The sequence below is a fragment of the Streptomyces tamarix genome, from assembly GCF_032423885.1.
Classification (GTDB): domain Bacteria; phylum Actinomycetota; class Actinomycetes; order Streptomycetales; family Streptomycetaceae; genus Streptomyces; species Streptomyces tamarix.
In genome coordinates this window covers 37,563-55,453 of the sequence record NZ_JAWCTQ010000014.1, presented here as the reverse complement: position 1 = coordinate 55,453, position 17,891 = coordinate 37,563, and the positions used below count along the sequence as shown (strand labels likewise).

Here is a 17,891-nt window from a genome sequence, read left to right as displayed (position 1 = left end):
GGCTACGAGTTCAGTGGTTCAGGGGGCTGACGGCGTGACCGAAAGCCCCCACCTCGTCCGACTCAGGACTCGACATGGCCCGCACGCTACCCGACCGACGTCCGCCGAGGCACCCCGGTTTCACCGGCAACGGCCTGGGTCAGCCACGTCATGCGCCGCAACAACTGGGCAGCGGGCAGGGGGCAGGGGGCAGGGGACCGGAGCGGCGCGCGCCACGGCGGCACGGCGGGGAGGCGGCGCAGCGGCGGACGGGCGGGGCGGGGAGGCGGCCCGGCAAGCGGCGGGCGGTTCCGCAGCGGCACGGCACCGGTGCGACGGCGGGCGGTCGAGCGGCCCGGCACCGGCCGGCGGACCAGCAAGACCGCCCGACCACCGCGGGCGCCGTCGCCCGCGTCGACCAGGGAAGCCGTACGCGTCCCACCCGGAGTCGACGCCGGTACGGCTGCCGAAGCCGTAGCCCTGGCCGACGCGCGAGCGAGGCACACGAGAGGCGCGGGCCCTGGTGGTCGTCGGGCAGGGATCATGCGCGGGGGCGAGGGCACCCAGTTCTCGTGGCGGGATGAACCGAAGGGCTGGCACCGTCCCCCGCGGACGCGGGGACGACCGCAGCACGGCGAGCCACAGGCACCACTCCAGCGTCGTACCCGTCCCCGTACCCGTGGGGGCGGTCCTTCTCCGCGGGGAGGGCGCCCGGTCCGCGGCGGCCGTCCCGTCCCCGCGGGGGCGGTCCGCCGTGATCACGCGGGGTGCGGTCGTCCCCGCAGCCGTGGGGACGGAGCCGGAGATTCCGTCGTGGCCTCGGCGCGGTGGCCGGGGTGTTCCTCGCTCGTGATCACCCTCGGTTACTATGCTCACTTCGTGCCGGAGGCCGGTAGCAAGGGGCGCAGCGCCCAAGGGGCGCAGCGCCGTCGACGGGCTGCTCGGGGAGCGGGAAGACCGGTGTGCCGGTCGTGGCTCCCCGGACCCCCAGGGGCGTTGACGGGCATCTCCTCCTCCCGCGCCCTCAGAAAGCCGGCCGTGGATTGCAAGGTTGAATAGATGGGTGGCCTGGGAAAGTGCTGGAAGAGGTCGTAGCGACTCGCTATGTCACGCCCCTGCGTGAAGGCGGCTCGCTCCCCGGGATCGTCGAGGCCGACGACCTCGGTACGTACGTCATGAAGTTCACCGGCGCGGGCCAGGGCCGCAAGACGCTCGTCGCCGAGGTGGTCTGCGGTCAGCTGGGCCGCCGGCTCGGCCTGCGCGTGCCCGAGCTCGTCGCCATCCAGCTCGATCCCGTCATCGGCCTGGGCGAGCCCGACCAGGAGGTGCAGGAGCTCCTCAAGGCCAGCGGCGGGCTGAACCTGGGCATGGACTACCTGCCGGGCTCCATCGGCTTCGACCCCCTCGCCTACGAGATGGACCCGGTCGAGGCGGGCCGGGTCGTGTGGTTCGACGCGCTGATCAACAACGTCGACCGGTCCTGGCGCAACCCCAACATGCTGGTCTGGCACGGTGAGCCGTGGCTGATCGACCACGGCGCCACCATGATCTGGCACCACAACTGGCCCGGCGCCCGGGCCTCCGCCGCCAAGCCGTACGACGCCTCGGACCACGTCCTGGCCACGTACGGCCCCGACGTGGCCGCCGCCGCGGCCGAGCTGGCGCCGCGGGTCACCGAGGAGCTGCTGACCGAGGTGACCGCCGACGTGCCCGACGAGTGGCTGGTCGGCGAGCCCGGCTTCGACTCGCCCGACGCCGTGCGACGCGCCTACGTCGAAGCGCTGCTGCCGCGTGCCGCGACCATCCACGAGCGCGTCACCGTGGGGGAGCGGACCGAGCGCATGCCCTCGCGGGCACCCGGCTGGCTGACCGACCACCTCACCCCCTGGCCCCACACCGCCAAGGGCGGCACGACCGTACGAAGCGAGCAGAAGGACAGCGGCGAGTGACCGAGCGGAACGTCTTCGAATACGCCCTGCTGCGCGTCGTGCCGCGCGTCGACCGAGGCGAGTGCTTCAACGCGGGCGTGGTGGTCTACTGCCGCGCCGAGGCCTTCGTGGCCGCGCGGACGCACCTGGACGAGAGGAAGCTGGCGGCGCTCGACCCGCGGGCCGACGTCGCCGGTGTGCGGGCCGCCCTGCACGCCGTGGAGGGCGTCTGCCGCGGCGGCGACGACGCCGGGCAGGCCCGCCGCGAGGACGCGGGGCGGCGGTTCCGCTGGCTCGTCGCGCCCCGCTCCACCGTCGTCCAGCCCGGCCCCGTGCACACCGGGCTCACCACGGACCCGGAGGCGGAGGTCGAACGGCTGTTGGACCTGCTCGTCCGCTGACGCCCCGCGTGATCCCCGGCACCCCGCCCGTGAGCCGTTGACACCGGGTGCCAGGGCTTCTAGCGTCTCGTCCTGCTGAAGGTACTAAGCGGTCGCTCACCACTCCGCCGGGAGCGGGACGAGCGGCCCCAGGGACTCAAGGGCGAGGAGAACCAGCATGTCCACCACCCAGCAGCGCGTGGCCGTCGTGACCGGAGGGGCGCGCGGCATCGGCGCGGCGACCGCCGTACGGCTCGCGGCCGAGGGCCGTGCCGTCGCCGTCCTCGACCTCGACGAGGCCGCCTGCAAGGACACCGTCGACACCATCACCGCGGCCGGCGGCACCGCCTTCGCCGTCGGCTGCGACGTCTCCGACAGCGCCCAGGTGGAGGCCGCGGTCGCCCGCGTCGCCGACGAGCTCGGGGCCCCCACGATCCTCGTCAACAACGCGGGTGTGCTCCGCGACAACCTGCTGTTCAAGATGTCCGAGTCCGACTGGGACACGGTGATGAACGTGCACCTCAAGGGCGCGTTCCTGATGGCCAAGGCGTGCCAGAAGCACATGGTCGACGCGGGCTTCGGCCGGATCGTCAGCCTCTCCTCGTCCTCCGCCCTCGGCAACCGGGGCCAGGCCAACTACTCCGCCGTCAAGGCCGGCCTCCAGGGCTTCACCAAGACCCTCGCCAAGGAACTCGGCAAGTTCGGCATCACCGCCAACGCCGTCGCGCCCGGCTTCATCGTCACCGAGATGACCGCGCAGACCGCCGCGCGCGTGGGCATGGGCTTCGAGGAGTTCCAGGCCGCCGCCGCCACCCAGATCCCCGTCCAGCGCGTGGGCCGCCCCGAGGACATCGCGAACGCGATCGCCTTCTTCACGGGCGACGACGCCGGTTTCGTCTCCGGCCAGGTCCTGTACGTGGCCGGCGGGCCCCTCAACTGAAACGGCGGGTGGACGACATGAACGCCAGCGAACTGCCCGAGCCGACCGGCCGGGTCGCCCTCGTCACCGGCGGCAGCCGGGGCATCGGCTACGGCATCGCCGAGGCCCTCGTCGCGCGCGGCGACCGCGTCTGCATCACCGGACGCGGCGAGGAGGCCCTCAAGGCGGCCGTCGAGCGCCTCGGCCCCGACCGCGCCGTCCACGTCGCCGGCAAGGCCCACGACGAGGCCCACCAGGCGACCGCCGTCGAGCGGACCATGGAGGCCTTCGGCCGCGTGGACTACCTGGTCAACAACGCCGGGACGAACCCCGTCTTCGGCCCGATGGCCGACCTCGACCTCAACGTGGCCCGCAAGGTCTACGAGACCAACGTCATCTCGGCGCTCGGCTTCGCCCAGCAGACCTGGAGGGCCTGGCAGAAGGACAACGGCGGGGCGATCGTGAACATCGCGTCGGTCGCCGGCGTCGCCGCCTCCCCGTTCGTGGGGGCGTACGGGATGAGCAAGGCGGCGATGATCAACCTCACGCTGCAGCTCGCCCATGAGTTCGCCCCGATCGTCCGGGTCAATGCGATCGCCCCGGCCGTCGTGAAGACGAAATTCGCGGAGGCCCTCTACGAGGGCCGCGAGGCGGAGGTGACCGCCTCCTATCCGCTCGGCAGGCTCGGCACGCCCACGGATATCGGTGGCGCCGCCGCTTTCCTCACGTCCGACCAATCGGACTGGATCACCGGGCAGACCCTGGTGGTCGACGGGGGGATTTTCCTCAATGCCGGAGTCGGCTGAGGTGGATTGCGCCTGATTGGCCGCCTAATGCCTCAAGTGCCCCGCCGGTCCCCTGGATTGACCCGGCGGGGCGCTGCGGTATGGTCGGCCGACCATGGCTGAACGAGGAGCGTGTGCACGTGTTCAACCGGACCAGTCTGCAGGCGGCTGCAGCCCTTGCGTCCATATCCCTGCTGGCGGGATGCAGTCTCTTCGCGGGTGATGAAGCCGAGGCGGAAAGCAAGATCGTCGTGGGCACGACGAGTTCTCCGACCACCCTCGACCCAGCGGCCGCGTGGGACAGTTCCTGGGAGCTGTACCGGAACGTCTTCCAGACGCTGCTGAGTTTCCCCACCGGGAGCACGACGCCCCAGCCGGACGCGGCGGACTGCAAGTTCACCGACACCGCCAGCAAGGTGTTCCAGTGCGACCTGCACGAAGGGCTGCAGTTCTCCTCCGGCAGCAAGGTCGACGCCGAGGCGGTCAAGCACTCGATCGAGCGGATCCGCACCATCAACGCGGAGGGCGGCCCCAACGGACTCCTCGGGGCCCTCGACAAGGTCGAGACGAGCGGCGACAAGACGGTGGTCTTCCGGCTCAAGGAGTCGGACGCCACCTTCCCCTTCGTCCTCGCCACGCCCGCCATGTCGATCGTCGAGCCCGCCTCGTACCCGGCGGACAAGCTCCGCGAGGACGGCAAGCTGGTCGGCTCCGGCCCGTACACGCTCGGCAAGTACACCGAGGGCAAGGAGGCCGAGCTGGTCAAGAACCCCACGTACAAGGGGTTCGCCGACCGCAAGAACACCGCCGTCACCATCCGCTACTTCGGTGACTCCGAGGCGATGGTCGCCGCGCTGAAGAACAAGGAGATCGACGCCACCTACCGCGGCCTGACCGCCGAGGAGGTCGTCGACCTGAGCGAGAAGAAGCCCGAGAACGAGGGCCTCCAGATCGTCGAGTCGACCGGCGCGACCATCCACTACCTGGTCTTCAACCCGGACGACCCGCAGGTCGGCAAGCCCGCCGTCCGCCGGGCGATCGCGCAGGTCATCGACCGTGGCGCCCTCGTCGCCAAGGCGTACCAGGGCACCGCCGAGCCGCTGTACTCGATGGTCCCGAAGGGCATCGCCGGGCACACGACCAAGTTCTTCGACCACTACGGCGACCCGGACGTCACCAAGGCGAAGAACATCCTGCGCAAGGCCGGCATCGACCAGCCGGTGAAGCTGACCATCGGCTACACCACCGACCGGTACGGCTCCTCCACGGCCGCCGAGTTCGCCGAGATCAAGCGGCAGCTGGACGCCTCCGGACTGTTCGAGGTGACCCTCGTCGGCAAGCCCTGGAAGGAGTTCCAGGAGGCCTACCAGAAGGGCGAGTACCCGATCTTCGGCCGCGGCTGGTTCCCCGACTTCCCGGACCCGGACAACTTCGTCGCGCCGTTCGTCGGCAAGAACAACGTCCACGCCGCGCCGTACGAGCAGCCGGAGATCACCGACCAGCTGCTGCCCGAGTCGCGCCGCAAGAGCGACCGCGCCGCGGTCACCGAGCAGTTCGAGCGGGCCCAGCAGATCTTCGTCGAGGACGTCCGCCTGCTGCCCCTGTGGCAGGGCAAGCTGTACGTCGCGGCCAGCGAGGAGATCGGCGGCGGCGAGCGCGCCCTCGACCCGCAGACCGTCATGCAGCTCTGGGAGCTGCACCGCAAGACGAGCTGGTAGCGGCTGCGGCTGCGGTTGCCGGACGGAGGTGATGGGATCGGTTGTCAGTGGTCGCAGGTAGGTTCTGTGATCGACAAGCGATCCCACACCGGAGGTTCTCGACGTGACCGACACCGCCATGCTGCCCGAGTCCTGGCGCGGCGTCCTCGGCGACGAACTGCAGAAGCCGTACTTCGAGCAGCTCACCGAGTTCGTCGAGGAGGAGCGGGCCAAGGGGCCGGTCTACCCCCCGCGGGACGAGGTGTTCGCCGCGCTCGCCGCCACCCCGTACGACAAGGTCAAGGTCCTCATCCTGGGCCAGGACCCGTACCACGGGGAGGGCCAGGGGCACGGTCTGTGCTTCTCCGTCCGGCCGGGCGTCAAGGTCCCGCCGTCCCTGCGGAACATCTACAAGGAGATGCACGAGGAGCTCGGCCACCCCATCCCGGACAACGGCTACCTCATGCCGTGGGCCGAGCAGGGCGTCCTGCTGCTCAACGCCGTGCTGACCGTCCGGGCCGGTGAGGCCAACTCCCACAAGGGCAAGGGCTGGGAGAAGTTCACGGACGCGGTCATCAGCGCCGTCGCCGCCCGCCCCGACCCCGCCGTGTTCGTCCTGTGGGGCAACTACGCGCAGAAGAAGCTGCCGCTTATCGACGAGACGCGGCACGCCGTGGTGAAGGGCGCCCACCCGTCGCCGCTCTCCGCGAAGAAGTTCTTCGGCTCCCGCCCCTTCACGCAGATCAACGCGGCCGTCGCCGCACAGGGCCACGAGCCGATCGACTGGCGCATCCCCGACCTCGGCTGAGCGGCGGACCGCCGGGCCGCCCCGGCCCCGGCGCCCGGTGGCAGGAGCCTTTGCGCCGTCGGCGGCCCGTACAGGACGGTGCCGGACAGCGGTGCACCGCGATCGCCGGTGGCCGGCCGGGGCGGTGCCTCTCCACCACTGGCCACCGACCGGGGCGGGGCCTCCCCACCACTGGCCGGGGAGGCCGGGCGAGGACCCGCCACCGCCCGCGCCCACCACGACCGGGCGCGCCGCGCGCCCGCTGAGGGCCTCCCGGCGAGGAGCGCCGTACGGGTGTGTCCGCGGCATCGGTCGTGCCGCCGTACCCGTCCCGACCGTCGCGGGGGTGGCGCTGCGGGCGACGCCACGCCGCCCCGGGGCCGCGTCCGCCGGGGGCCTGCCGGTGAAGGGCGCCGTACGGGTGGTGCCCGCGGTACGTGGTCGTGCCGCCGTACGTGCCTTGGCCGTCGCGGAGGCGGTGGCGCGGGTGACGCCACGCCGCCCCGGGGCCGGAGCCGCGCACGCCGGGGTCCGCGCGGCGGGGTCGGCTGCGTCTGCCCGGGATCGGCCGCCCCGGCGGTTAGCGTCGGGGTACGACGACGAGGGAGGCCGGCACATGGCGGACGACGACGCGGTCACGACCAGCCCCGCGGACGACGGCGCGCTCACGACCAGCATCGGCCAGGCGGCGATGCTGCTGCACGGGGGAGACCGCGAGGAGGCCCGCAACCGGTTCCACGCGCTGTGGGAGCGGCTCGGGGCGGACGGGGACCCCCTGCACCGCTGCACCCTGGCCCACTACATGGCGGACGCCCAGGACGACCCCGACGCCGAACTCGCCTGGGACCTGCGTGCGCTGACCGCCGCCGAAGCCCTCGGCGAGGAGCTCGGCGAAGTACCGGGCGAAGCGCCCGACGGGACGCGGCCCGCCCGCCGCGACACGGCCGCCGCCCTGCGCGCCCTGTACCCGTCGCTCCATCTGAACCTCGCCGCCGACTACCTGGGGCTGCGCCGTCCGCACGACGCGCGCGTGCACCTCGACCGGGCCCGCGCGGCCTCCGCCGCCCTCGGCGGCGACGGGTACGACGCGGGCGTCCGGGCCGCCATCGACCGGCTCGACCGCCGCCTGCGCGAGAGCGGCGCCTGACCCGCGCCGCTGCCGGAACCCCGGCCCGGCGTCAGCGGCGCGCCGCCCCCCGGCACGGGAAGGGCCCGGCACCGCCCGGGCGCCAGGCACCGTGCCGCTCCACCAGCCCGCACACGTCCGGTACGCCGACCGCCGACCGCATCGGCACCGGTACCGGCACCGGCGCGGCCGGGCGCACCGTGAGGCGGGCCCGGGGCCGCGCCTCGGCGCCCTTCGCGCCGCCCTCGTCCGCCCGGGGCCGCACCGCCACCGGCCGGGGGGACGGCACCGCCACGGGGGCGGTGCTCTCCAGCGCCTCGCGCGGACGCTCCTCGGCCACCAGCGGCACCGGCTTCCGCGACGAGTCCCCCGCCGCCGGAGAGGGGGCGGGGCCGGAGTCGGGCGACACCGACACACAGCCCGTCAGCGCCGCCGCCGCCACACCCATCAGGACGCACAGCGCCCCGCCGCTCCCGCCGAGCCTGCCTCTCGCTCTTTCTCGCACCGGCACACTGTGCCGCCCGGGGCGCCCGCGGCACCGTTCGTACCGGCGGTTACCGCACGCATGGGTGAAGTACTCCACACGTATGCTGCGGGGCGGACGGCACCACGTGAGAGGAGACCCCCGTGAAGGTGGGCTGCATCGGGCTCGGAGACATCGCGCAGAAGGCGTACCTCCCGGTACTCACGACCCGGCCCGACGTCGAGCTGCACCTCCAGACCCGCACCCCCGCCACCCTGGAGCGGGTCGCGGACGCCCACCACATCCCGCGGGAGCGCCGCCACACGGACCTCGACGCACTGCTCGCCGCCGGGCTCGACGCGGCGTTCGTGCACGCCCCGACGAGCGTCCATCCCGAGATCGTCACGCGGCTGCTGGAGGCCGGCGTCCCCACGTACGTCGACAAGCCCCTCGCGTACGAACTCGACGAGTCCCGCCGCCTCGTGGAGCTCGCCGAGCGGCGCGGGGTGTCCCTCGCCGTCGGCTTCAACCGCCGCCACGCGCCCGCGTACGCGCAGTGCGGGGAGCACCCGCGCGAGCTGATCCTCATGCAGAAGAACCGCGTCGGCCTCCCCGAGGAGCCCCGCACCCTCGTCCTCGACGACTTCATCCACGTCGTCGACACCCTGCGCTTCCTGCTCCCGGGGCCGGTGGAGCACACCGACGTCCGCGCGCGCGTCCGCGACGGGCTCATGCACCACGTGGTGCTCCAGCTCTCCGGGGACGGCTTCACGGCCATCGGGACGATGAACCGCGTGAGCGGCTCCACCGAGGAGGTCCTGGAGGTCTCGGGGCAGGACGCCAAGCGCCAGGTCGTCAACCTGGCGGAGGTGATCGACCACACGGGCCTGCCGACCGTGCGGCGGCGCGGCGACTGGGTGCCCGTCGCCCGGCAGCGCGGCATCGAGCAGGTCGCGCTCGCCTTCCTCGACGCCGTACGGGCGGGCGAGGTGCTCAGCGCCCGCGACGCCCTGCGGACCCACGAGCTGTGCGAGCGGGTCGTACGGGACTGTCTGGAGCAGGCGTCCGCCTGACCGCCCGCGCCCCGGCGGCGCCCGCCACGCCCGCGAGGACGGCGAGCGCCGCCCACAGGGGCCAGTCGCCGAACCGTACGTACGGCGTCGTCGTGTCGGAGAGCGGAACGTCGTAGACGGCGGCCGCGCCGCGGTCCGTGCCGAGCGGGTCCCCGATCCGGGCGCCGTCCGGCCCGTACACGGCGCTCACCCCGGTCAGCGTCGCGTGCACCACCGGCCGGCCGGTCTCGGCCGCGCGCAGCGCCGCCAGCGACGCGTGCTGCCCGGGCGCCCAGCTCTCCTGGAACGTCGACGTCGCCGACTGGGCGACCAGTACCTGCGCGCCGTCACGCGCCAGGCGGCGACTCATGTCGGGGAACGCCGACTCGAAGCACACGAGCGGACCCACGAGCAGCGTCCGCTCCCCGCCGCCCCCGGCCGCCATCACGACCTGCGCGGTGCCGCGCCGCCGGTCCTCGTCGGCGGCCCGGCCCACCGACGTCGCCCACCCCAGTACGGCCCGCGCCGGGACGTACTCGCCGAACGGCACCAGCCGCATCTTGTCGTACCGGTCCCCGGTCGGGCCGCCGGGGCCCACGAGGACACTGCTCTTGTAGATGCCCGGCAGGTCCGAGCGGCGCGCGTCGACGTTCACCAGGACCTCGGCGCCGACGTGCCGCGACAGCTCCGCCAGCCGGTCGGCGAGGTCCGGCCGGGCCGCCAGGTCGGCGCCGACGCTGCTCTCGCCCCACACGACGAGGTCCGCGTCCCGCCCCGCCAGCGAACGGGTCAGCTCCTCACTGCGGGAGAACCGCGGCCCGGGGCCGTCCGGCCCACCGACCACCCCCGGCTGGACGACCCCGATCCGCGCCGTGCCCACCGGCTCCGGCGGCGACGACCACATCCACGCCGTACCCGTGGCGACCGCGCACACCGCCAGCGCCGCGACCGCGGCCGTACGTACGGGAGGCACCGCCACGAGCAGCGCCACCGCCGTGTTGACCGCCACCACCAACAGCGTCACCAGCCACACCCCGCCCAGCGCCGCCACCCGCAGCGCGGGCGCGACCTGCCACTGACTGGCGCCCAGCAGCCCCCACGGACCGCCCAGCCCCTCCCAGGACCGGACCGCCTCGACCATCAGCCACCCCGACGGCACCACCGCGCACGCGGCGACCGCCCGCCCCCGCGACCCCGACGCCCCCGCGAACGCCCACCGCACCAGCCACCCCCACGGCGCCCACAGCAGTCCCAGGAGTGCCGCCAGCACCAGGATGAAGACGTGCAGGCTCGGCATCAGCCAGTGGTGCACGGCCAGCACGAACCCCGTCCCGCCCAGCCACCCGTCGAGCGCCGCCCGCCGCCCGGTGGGCGCGGCGCGGACCAGCAGCAGCCACGGCACCAGCGCCACGTACGCCAGCCACCACAGGGACGGCTCCGGGAACGCCAGGGCGGGCAGCGCGCCCGCGAGGACGACGGCCGCGCCCCGCCCCCACCGCGACGACCGCGGCCGCGCGGCCACCTCACCGTGTCCGGCTCGCAACCGCATCCGCGCCTCCTCGCCCGGGGGTCTGGAACTCCAGTGTGGCGGAGGAGATCACTCCACGGACAGTGCGCCCGGCGCGCGCCCCGCACTTCCCGGCGCGACGGCGAAGGGCGAGAGCCTGCTCAGGGCCGGTCCGGGGCTTCGGCCACACGCTTCACACGGGGTGTGAAGGGGACACGCGCGGACACCGGTCGCGCGCCCTCCCGCGGGGCGCGCGGGTACGGCACTGTCGTGGGTACGGACCGGGCCGGAAGGCGCCCGGGACCAGGGGCCGCCGGTCGCCCCCCCCTTTTGCCGGCGGCCCCCCTCGGCCTTCTCTCGCCCTTCTCGTGCGGGGCGGCCGTCCGTACGGGACGGCGGGGCCGGGCGGCGGGCGCTACGCGGCGGTGCCGACGTCGCCCTGCTGCGCGGCGGCCCACTTCAGGATGAGGGCCTGGTAGATCCGCTGCTCGTCCGCCGACAGGCGTCCGCCCGAGCGCGCCCACAGCTCGCGGATCGCCCGGTTCAGGGCGTCGGCGTCGGGGACGGTGGGATCGAAGGGGTCGAACGCGGGCTTGGACATGCGACCAGACTAGTGCGCACATCGGACGATCCGCTGTGACCCGCCACGCACCGTGACGATTCCCACGGCGGCGTCAGTGCGTCGGCTGACCCGCGTCGGGGCTGAGGACCCCCAGCCAGATCAGGGCGAACAGCACCAGACCGAGCGCTATCCGGTAGATCACGAACGGCATGAAGCTCTTGGTAGTGATGAATTTCATGAACCACGCGATGACCGCGTAGCCCACACCGAACGCGATGACCGTCGCGAAGACGGTGGGCCCCCACGACACGTGGCCCTCGCCCACGGCCTTCAGCTCGAACACGCCCGAGGCCAGGACGGCGGGGATGGCCAGCAGGAACGAGTAGCGGGCGGCCGCCTCGCGCGTGTAGTTCATCAGCAGACCTCCGCTGATGGTCGCGCCCGACCGGGAGACGCCCGGGACCAGCGCCATCGCCTGGCACAGGCCGAAGACCAGGCCGTCCTTGACGCCCAGGTCCCGCAGCGTCTTGCGCTCCCGCGCCGCCCGGTGCCGGCCGCCCTCCTGCGCGCGGGCCGCCATCCGGTCGGCCACGCCCAGGACGACGCCGAGCACGATCAGGGTCGTGGCGATCAGCCGCAGGTCGCGGAACGGACCCTCGATGTGGTCCTTCAGGGTGACGCCCAGCACGCCGATCGGGATCGACCCGACGATCACCAGCCAGCCCATCCGGGCGTCGTGGTCGGAGCGCATCGACTTGTCCGTCAGTGACCGGGACCACGCCGACAGGATGCGGCCGATGTCCTTGCGGAAGTAGATCAGAACGGCCGCCTCGGTGCCGATCTGAGTGATCGCCGTGAAAGCGGCACCCGGGTCCTGCCAGCCCGCGAAGGCGGCCGTGAGGCGCAGGTGGGCGCTGGAGGAGATCGGGAGGAACTCCGTCAGCCCTTGGACGAGTCCGAGGATGAACGATTCGAACCAACTCATGGGGCCAGGGCCGTCCCGAAATGTGCGTGTGCGGTCGTTGGGGTCGGTGCAGCGTACCGCTTCACGGTGAACGGACGGTGATCATCCGGTGTCGCGGAGCGGTGTCAGGACGCGGGCGCCGACCGCAGCCGGTGCCGCTTGCGCCAGGCCACGACCGCCCCGGCGGCCACGCTGACCACGATGAACCCGGCCGACAGGAGGAAGGCCGGAGAGGTCGGCGCCGCGGCCTGGCTCCCGGCGACCACGTACGCCGCCGTGTTCGGTACGCAGCCCAGCCCCGTCCCCAGGAGGAACGGCGCGTACCCCATGCGCGAGATCGCCGCGCCGTAGTTGGCCGCGGCGAACGGCACCCCGGGGAACAGCCGGATCGCCAGCGTCGACCGGAACCCGTGCCGGCTGAGCTGCCCGTCCGCCGCCTCCGCCCAGCGCCCCCGCAGCAGCGGGCGCAGCGCGTCCCGGCCCAGGGCGCGGCCGAGCGCGAACGCGACGCCCGCCCCCAGGACGGTGCCGGCGACGGCCGCGGCGAGTCCCGCCTGCGCGCCGAAGAGGGCGCCCGACGCCAGGTTCAGCACGGGGCGCGGCACGAACGCGGCGGCGCACAGCCCGTACGCGACCCCGAACAGCACGACGGCGCCCGCGCCGCCGACCTGCTGCGGCCAGCCCCCGTCCGCGAGGAGCCGGTGCGGCTCGTACGCCACGACCACCGCCCCGGCGCCCGCGAGCAGGCAGACGAGCAGCGTCAGCCGCGACCAGGGGGAAAGGAGGACGCGGGAGCGGCGCGGGGCGAAACCGGCCCGGGGCCGGACGGCGGGCTCGAACATCCCGGGAGCGTAACCGACGGCGCCGCGGGCCCACCGTGACCGGCGCCGCACCCCGGGCCGCGTCCCGGGCGGGCGAGCGCGGCCGGGACGCGGAAAACCACTCGACGCGCACGGTCCGCCACGGCAGGATCGTCCGCATGTTCCGGTACGCCTTCCTCGCAGCGTCGTCCGCGGTCGCGGACGCGCCGAAGGCTGCCGCCATCGTCCTGGACGGCGCCCGAAGCTGACCCTTCCCGGATCGTCCGGCGGACCCCGCAGGGGGAGGGTCGGCAAGGCCGAGGGGTCCCCATCGTCGCTTCGAGTTCCGGAGAGGAACCGTCCCGTCATGTCCAAGACGGCCTACGTGCGCACCAAGCCGCACCTCAACATCGGCACCATGGGTCACGTCGACCACGGCAAGACCACCCTCACCGCGGCCATCACCAAGGTCCTCAGCGAGCGCTCCGGCGGCGGCACCCCGTACGTCGCGCTCGACCGGATCGACCGGGCGCCCGAGGAGGCGCGGCGCGGCATCACCATCAACCTCGCGCACGTCGAGTACGAGACCGACACCCGCCACTACGCCCACGTCGACATGCCCGGCCACGCCGACTACGTCAAGAACATGGTGACCGGCGCGGCCCAGCTCGACGGGGCCGTCCTCGTCGTCTCCGCGCTCGACGGGATCATGCCGCAGACCGCCGAGCACGTCCTGCTCGCCCGCCAGGTCGGCGTCGACCACATCGTCGTCGCCCTCAACAAGGCGGACGCGGGCGACGACGAGCTCACCGACCTGGTCGAGCTGGAGGTGCGCGAGTTGCTCACCGCCCACGGCTACGGCGGCGACTGTGTCCCGGTCGTCCGCGTCTCCGGGTTGAGGGCCCTGGAGGGCGACCCCCGCTGGACGGCGTCGATCGAGGCGCTGCTCGACGCGGTCGACACGTACGTGCCGACGCCGGTGCGGTACGTGGACGCGCCGTTCCTGATGCCCGTCGAGAACGTCCTCACCGTCACCGGGCGGGGCACCGTCGTCACCGGGGCCGTCGAGCGCGGCACTGTACGCGTCGGCGACCGCGTGGAGGTGCTCGGCGCCGGCGCGGCGGAGACCGTCGTCACCGGCGTGGAGACGTTCGGCAAGCCGATGGACGCCGCGCAGGCCGGCGACAACGTGGCGCTGCTCCTGCGCGGGGTGCCGCGCGGCGCGGTCCGCCGCGGCCACGTGGTGGCCGAGCCGGGCAGCGTCGTGCCGAGGCGGCGCTTCACGGCGCGGGTGTACGTCCTGTCGGCCCGCGAGGGCGGCCGGGCGACGCCCGTGTCGACCGGCTACCGGCCGCAGTTCCACCTCCGCACCGCGGACGTGGTCGGCGACGTCGACCTGGGCGAGGCGGCCGTCGCCCGGCCCGGGGAGACGGTCACCATGACCGTCGAGCTGGGGCGCGCCGTGCCGCTGGAGCCGGGCCTCGGCTTCGCGATCCGCGAGGGCGGCCGCACGGTCGGCGCGGGCACCGTGAGCGAGCTGCTCTAGCGCCGCGGTCCGGCTGGGAGAATGGGGCGGTGAACGAGCCCGTACCCGTACTCCGCGCCGTCGACGGCGGCACCGCCAAGCTCATGCCGGACATCGACCGGGAGCGGGCCTGGCTGCTGACCGTCGACGGCGCGCCGCAGTCGTACGTCGACCTCGACGACCCGACGCACCTGGAGTTCGAGTACGCGCGGCGCCTCGCCCACGTCGTGGACGCCGCCGCCGGCGAGGGCGCCCCGCTCGACGTCGTCCACCTCGGGGGCGGCGCGCTGACCCTGCCCCGGTACGTCGCGGCGACCCGGCCCGGCTCCCGGCAGGACGTCGTGGAGGCGGACCGGGCGCTGCTCGCGCTGGTCGCGGAGCGGCTGCCCGTGCCGGACGGGTCGGGGATCGCCGTGCACGGCGCGGACGCGCGGGCGTGGCTGGAGGCGGCGCCCGCGCGCTCGGCGGACCTGGTGGTGGGGGACGTGTTCGGTGGCTCGCGGGTGCCCGCGCACCTCACGTCCGTCGAGTACGCGCGCGAGGTGGAGCGCGTCCTGCGGCCGGAGGGGTGTTACGCGGCGAACCTGGCGGACGGGGCGCCGTTCGCGTTCCTCCGCTCCCAACTGGCCACCTTCGCGGCCGTGTTCGGGGAGCTGGCGCTGATCGCCGAACCGGCGGTGCTGCGGGGGCGGCGGTTCGGCAACGTGGTGCTGGTCGCCTCGCACGCGCCGGTCGACACGGCCCGGCTGGCCCGGTGGGCGGTCGCCGACGCGTTCCCCGCGCGCGTGGAGCACGGGCCGGCCCTGGCGCGGCTCACCGGCGGCGCGGCGGTGGTGCGGGACGCGGACGCCGTGCCGTCGCCCGAGCCGCCCGGCGGCGCGTTCGGCATCGGCTGACGGCCGGCGCCGCGAGGCGCTAGGCGGCCGTCCTCCCGGAGGCCGTCTCGGACGCCGCCCCGGTCGGCTCCTGCGGCCGGTCCGCCGGGGCCGGGGCCGGCCCCGTACGGCGCGTCAGGTTCCGCACGTCCGGGACGAGCAGCACCAGCGCCGTCACCAGCACGATCAGCGCGGCACACCCCCACAGCGCCCGCGACCGTCCGAACAGGTCCGCCACCGGGCCCGCGACCGCCGTCGACAGGGGCAGCATCGCGGTCGAGCCGAACCAGTCGTACGCGGCGACCCGCGACAGCTTCTCCTCCGGGATCTCCTGGTGCAGCGAGGTCATCCACGCCACGCCGAACACCTCGATCGCCACCCCGGACACGAACATCACCGCCGCCAGGCCGCCCGCCGGCAGCGGCACGGCCAGCGCCGCCGACGGCAGGGCCAGCGGGAACACGCACAACGTGCCCACCAGCAGCAGCCGGCGCGGCTTCCAGCGCATCATCAGCAGCGCGCCGCCGAGCGTGCCCACGCCGAACGCGGCCAGGGCCAGTCCCCACGGTCGCGCGCCGCCCAGCGACTCCTGCGCGACCAGCGGCCCGTACACGGACTCGGCGGCGCCGACGACGGCGACGACGACGGAGAACTGCGCGACGACCGCCCACAGCCAGGGACGGCCGACGAACTCGTCCCACCCCTCGCGCAGGTCGGCGAGCAGACCGCCCCCGGGGGCCCGCTCGGGGACGTGGCTCACGTCCAGGAACGCCCGCAGCGCGCCCGCCACGGCGAACGCCACCGCGTCGACGGCGAGCACCCAGCCCGGCCCGAACGCGGCGACCAGGGCACCGCCGAGCGCCGCCCCGCCGATGGCCGCGCCGCTCATGGCCATGCGGAACAGCGCGAAGGCGCGGCTCGCCTGCTCGCCGCCGACGCTGGACATCAGCATGCCCTCGGCGGCCGGGTTGAAGAACGCCTGCCCCGTGCCGCACAGCGCGGTCAGCAGCATCATCTGCCACAGCTGTGCCCGGCCGGTGAGCACGAGGGCCGCGAAGACCGCCTGCGAGACGCAGTTGAGGGCGTTGGCGGCGACCATGACGCGGTGCCGGGGCAGCCGGTCCGCGAGGGCTCCGCCGACGAGGAGGAAGAGGACGAGCGGCAGCGTGCGGGCCGCGGCGACCAGGCCCACGTCGCCGCCGTCGCCGCCGGACTCCAGCACCGCGAACGCCGCCGCCACCAGGGCGCCGTGGGAGCCCAGGTTGGTGACGACGGCCGCGGCGGTCAGCAGGACGTAGTTGTGCCCCGCCCACTCCGGGCGGCGGCCGGGGCGGAGGCGGGAGGGGGAGGCGGGGGTCTTCACCCCCGGACTATCTCCGGTGGAGACCCCCGTGGACAAACGGATTGCCCGTCAGGTCCGGCCGACGCCCTACGAAGTGGTCTCGGCCAGCCGGACGGTGCTGAGGATCTTCCGGATCGTCTCGTCCGGCACCTCGTCCTTGATGCCCGTGTTCGCGTACATGACCCAGGAGACGAAGTCGCCCTTGGCGTTCTTGAAGGAGAACGCGAGGGACTTGCCGTCCGTGTCGCACTTGTTCTCGTGCTTCGTGTTGAGGGCGGTCGCCGTGGCGACGTGGCCGCTCAGACCGGACTTCGTGGTGTACGGCACGGCCTTGGTGATCTTGACGGTGCCCTTGGGCTCGGTCTGCGCGTACCCCGCCCACACCCAGCTGCCGGCCTCGTTGTACGCGGCCTCGGCGGTGTCCTTCGCGCCCTGGCCGCCCTTCGTGCCGGCCGTGGCGAGGCTCCACTTCTCGGCGGTGCCGTCCTTGTCGTCGTCGTACGTGCACCACTCGCTCTTGTAGCGGCCGGGTGCCGACATGGTGACGACGGGCGATCCGTCGCCGGCCTTCTCGTCCTCGAAGCCGGTGGCCATGCCCGAGCCGAGCGCCTCCCAGTCCGGCGGGATGTCGAAGAGGGTGTCGCGCTTCGGGTTGTGGACGACCTTCCAGCCGGGGACGGACGGCTTGGGCGCCGCCGAGCCGTCCCGCGGGTTGCCGGAGGGCGACTGCGCCGGCTGCTCGACCGGCGCCGACGGCGCGGACGCGCTCGCGGACGGCGACGAGCCGCCCCGGGCGGCCGGCTGCTCCTCGTCCCCGCCGAGGACCAGGTAGCCGGTCAGGCCGGCGGCGGCCAGGACGACGAGGGCCGCGACGGCCGCGACGACCGCGGTCCTCTTCCCGCCGCCGTCCGGCGGCACCGGCGGGCCGGGCGGCTGCCCGGGCACCGCGTACTGCGGCACGGTCGGCTGCTGGTACGGGTTCTGCTGCGGATACCCCGCCTGCGGGTAACCGGGCTGCTGGTACCCCGGCTGCTGGTAGGGGTTCGGCTGCTGGTACCCCGGCTGCTGATAGGGGTTCGGCGCGTTCTGGTCCTGCGGGTTCTGCTCGCCCCCGGGCGGCTGCTGTCCTGGCCACATGGGCTGTAACCATAGAGGGGAGGGGTGACGGGTGCCACGTCCGGTCCCGTGCGGAGGGTTCAC

At 74.0% G+C, this 17,891-nt stretch carries 17 protein-coding genes; 10 read left to right on the top strand and 7 right to left on the bottom strand.

Annotated elements, in window-relative coordinates; genetic code table 11:
• Positions 1 to 1,055 precede the first annotated feature (1,055 nt).
• The 7 genes from RND61_RS13595 (at position 1,056) to RND61_RS13565 (ending at position 7,622) form a co-directional block, all read left to right on the top strand.
• Positions 1,056 to 1,928: a HipA family kinase gene (locus RND61_RS13595; protein ID WP_315878175.1), complete on the top strand. Its 873-nt coding sequence runs from the start codon at positions 1,056 to 1,058 to the stop codon at positions 1,926 to 1,928.
• On the top strand, positions 1,925 to 2,308 hold the full coding sequence (locus RND61_RS13590; protein WP_315878174.1) for a DUF3037 domain-containing protein: 384 nt from the start codon (positions 1,925 to 1,927) through the stop codon (positions 2,306 to 2,308). Before RND61_RS13595 ends, RND61_RS13590 begins: the two co-directional genes overlap by 4 nt.
• A 157-nt stretch (positions 2,309 to 2,465) precedes the next feature.
• On the top strand, positions 2,466 to 3,227 hold the full coding sequence (fabG, locus tag RND61_RS13585) for a 3-oxoacyl-ACP reductase FabG (protein WP_315878173.1): 762 nt from the start codon (positions 2,466 to 2,468) through the stop codon (positions 3,225 to 3,227).
• 17 nt (positions 3,228 to 3,244) lie between these two features.
• Positions 3,245 to 4,012, top strand: coding sequence for an SDR family oxidoreductase (locus RND61_RS13580; RefSeq protein ID WP_315878172.1), 768 nt, complete (start codon positions 3,245 to 3,247; stop codon positions 4,010 to 4,012).
• A gap of 119 nt (positions 4,013 to 4,131) precedes the next feature.
• Complete coding sequence (locus RND61_RS13575; RefSeq protein ID WP_315878171.1) at positions 4,132 to 5,709, top strand: ABC transporter substrate-binding protein; 1,578 nt, start codon at positions 4,132 to 4,134, stop codon at positions 5,707 to 5,709.
• Between the two features lie 103 nt (positions 5,710 to 5,812).
• The gene (gene ung, locus RND61_RS13570) at positions 5,813 to 6,496 is read left to right on the top strand and encodes a uracil-DNA glycosylase (RefSeq protein WP_315878170.1); all 684 of its coding nucleotides are present in this window, start codon (positions 5,813 to 5,815) and stop codon (positions 6,494 to 6,496) included.
• 595 nt (positions 6,497 to 7,091) lie between these two features.
• A complete protein-coding gene (locus tag RND61_RS13565; protein WP_315878169.1) occupies positions 7,092 to 7,622 on the top strand; it encodes a hypothetical protein in 531 nt (176 codons plus the stop codon).
• Between the two features lie 31 nt (positions 7,623 to 7,653).
• On the opposite strand, the gene RND61_RS13560 is transcribed toward RND61_RS13565, so the two are convergent.
• Entirely contained in the window at positions 7,654 to 8,106 is a 453-nt protein-coding gene (locus RND61_RS13560; protein WP_315878168.1) for a hypothetical protein, read from the bottom strand.
• A 122-nt stretch (positions 8,107 to 8,228) separates the two neighbouring features.
• Between RND61_RS13560 and RND61_RS13555 the strand changes: the two genes are divergently transcribed.
• Entirely contained in the window at positions 8,229 to 9,137 is a 909-nt protein-coding gene (locus tag RND61_RS13555) for a Gfo/Idh/MocA family protein (RefSeq protein ID WP_315878167.1), read from the top strand.
• Here RND61_RS13555 and lnt read toward each other — a convergent pair.
• From lnt to RND61_RS13535, 4 genes are all read right to left on the bottom strand, one after another.
• Entirely contained in the window at positions 9,058 to 10,665 is a 1,608-nt protein-coding gene (gene lnt / locus RND61_RS13550; protein ID WP_315878166.1) for an apolipoprotein N-acyltransferase, read from the bottom strand. The genes RND61_RS13555 and lnt overlap by 80 nt on opposite strands.
• A 373-nt stretch (positions 10,666 to 11,038) precedes the next feature.
• Positions 11,039 to 11,224, bottom strand: coding sequence for a hypothetical protein (locus tag RND61_RS13545; RefSeq protein ID WP_315878165.1), 186 nt, complete (start codon positions 11,222 to 11,224; stop codon positions 11,039 to 11,041).
• Between the two features lie 73 nt (positions 11,225 to 11,297).
• Complete coding sequence (locus RND61_RS13540) at positions 11,298 to 12,170, bottom strand: undecaprenyl-diphosphate phosphatase (RefSeq protein ID WP_315878164.1); 873 nt, start codon at positions 12,168 to 12,170, stop codon at positions 11,298 to 11,300.
• 104 nt (positions 12,171 to 12,274) lie between these two features.
• Positions 12,275 to 12,991, bottom strand: a complete 717-nt coding sequence (locus RND61_RS13535) for a TVP38/TMEM64 family protein (protein ID WP_315878163.1) — start codon at positions 12,989 to 12,991, stop codon at positions 12,275 to 12,277.
• 325 nt (positions 12,992 to 13,316) lie between these two features.
• On the opposite strand from RND61_RS13535, the gene tuf reads away from it, so the two are divergent.
• A complete protein-coding gene (tuf, locus tag RND61_RS13530) occupies positions 13,317 to 14,495 on the top strand; it encodes an elongation factor Tu (protein ID WP_315878162.1) in 1,179 nt (392 codons plus the stop codon).
• Positions 14,496 to 14,524: 29 nt separating this feature from the next.
• Entirely contained in the window at positions 14,525 to 15,370 is an 846-nt protein-coding gene (locus tag RND61_RS13525; protein WP_315878161.1) for a spermidine synthase, read from the top strand.
• Between the two features lie 19 nt (positions 15,371 to 15,389).
• Here the strand turns inward: RND61_RS13525 and RND61_RS13520 are convergent, their stop codons facing one another.
• Entirely contained in the window at positions 15,390 to 16,712 is a 1,323-nt protein-coding gene (locus RND61_RS13520; protein WP_315878160.1) for an MFS transporter, read from the bottom strand.
• Positions 16,713 to 16,778: 66 nt separating this feature from the next.
• The gene (locus RND61_RS13515) at positions 16,779 to 17,828 is read right to left on the bottom strand and encodes a hypothetical protein (RefSeq protein WP_315878159.1); all 1,050 of its coding nucleotides are present in this window, start codon (positions 17,826 to 17,828) and stop codon (positions 16,779 to 16,781) included.
• Positions 17,829 to 17,891: the final 63 nt, after the last annotated feature.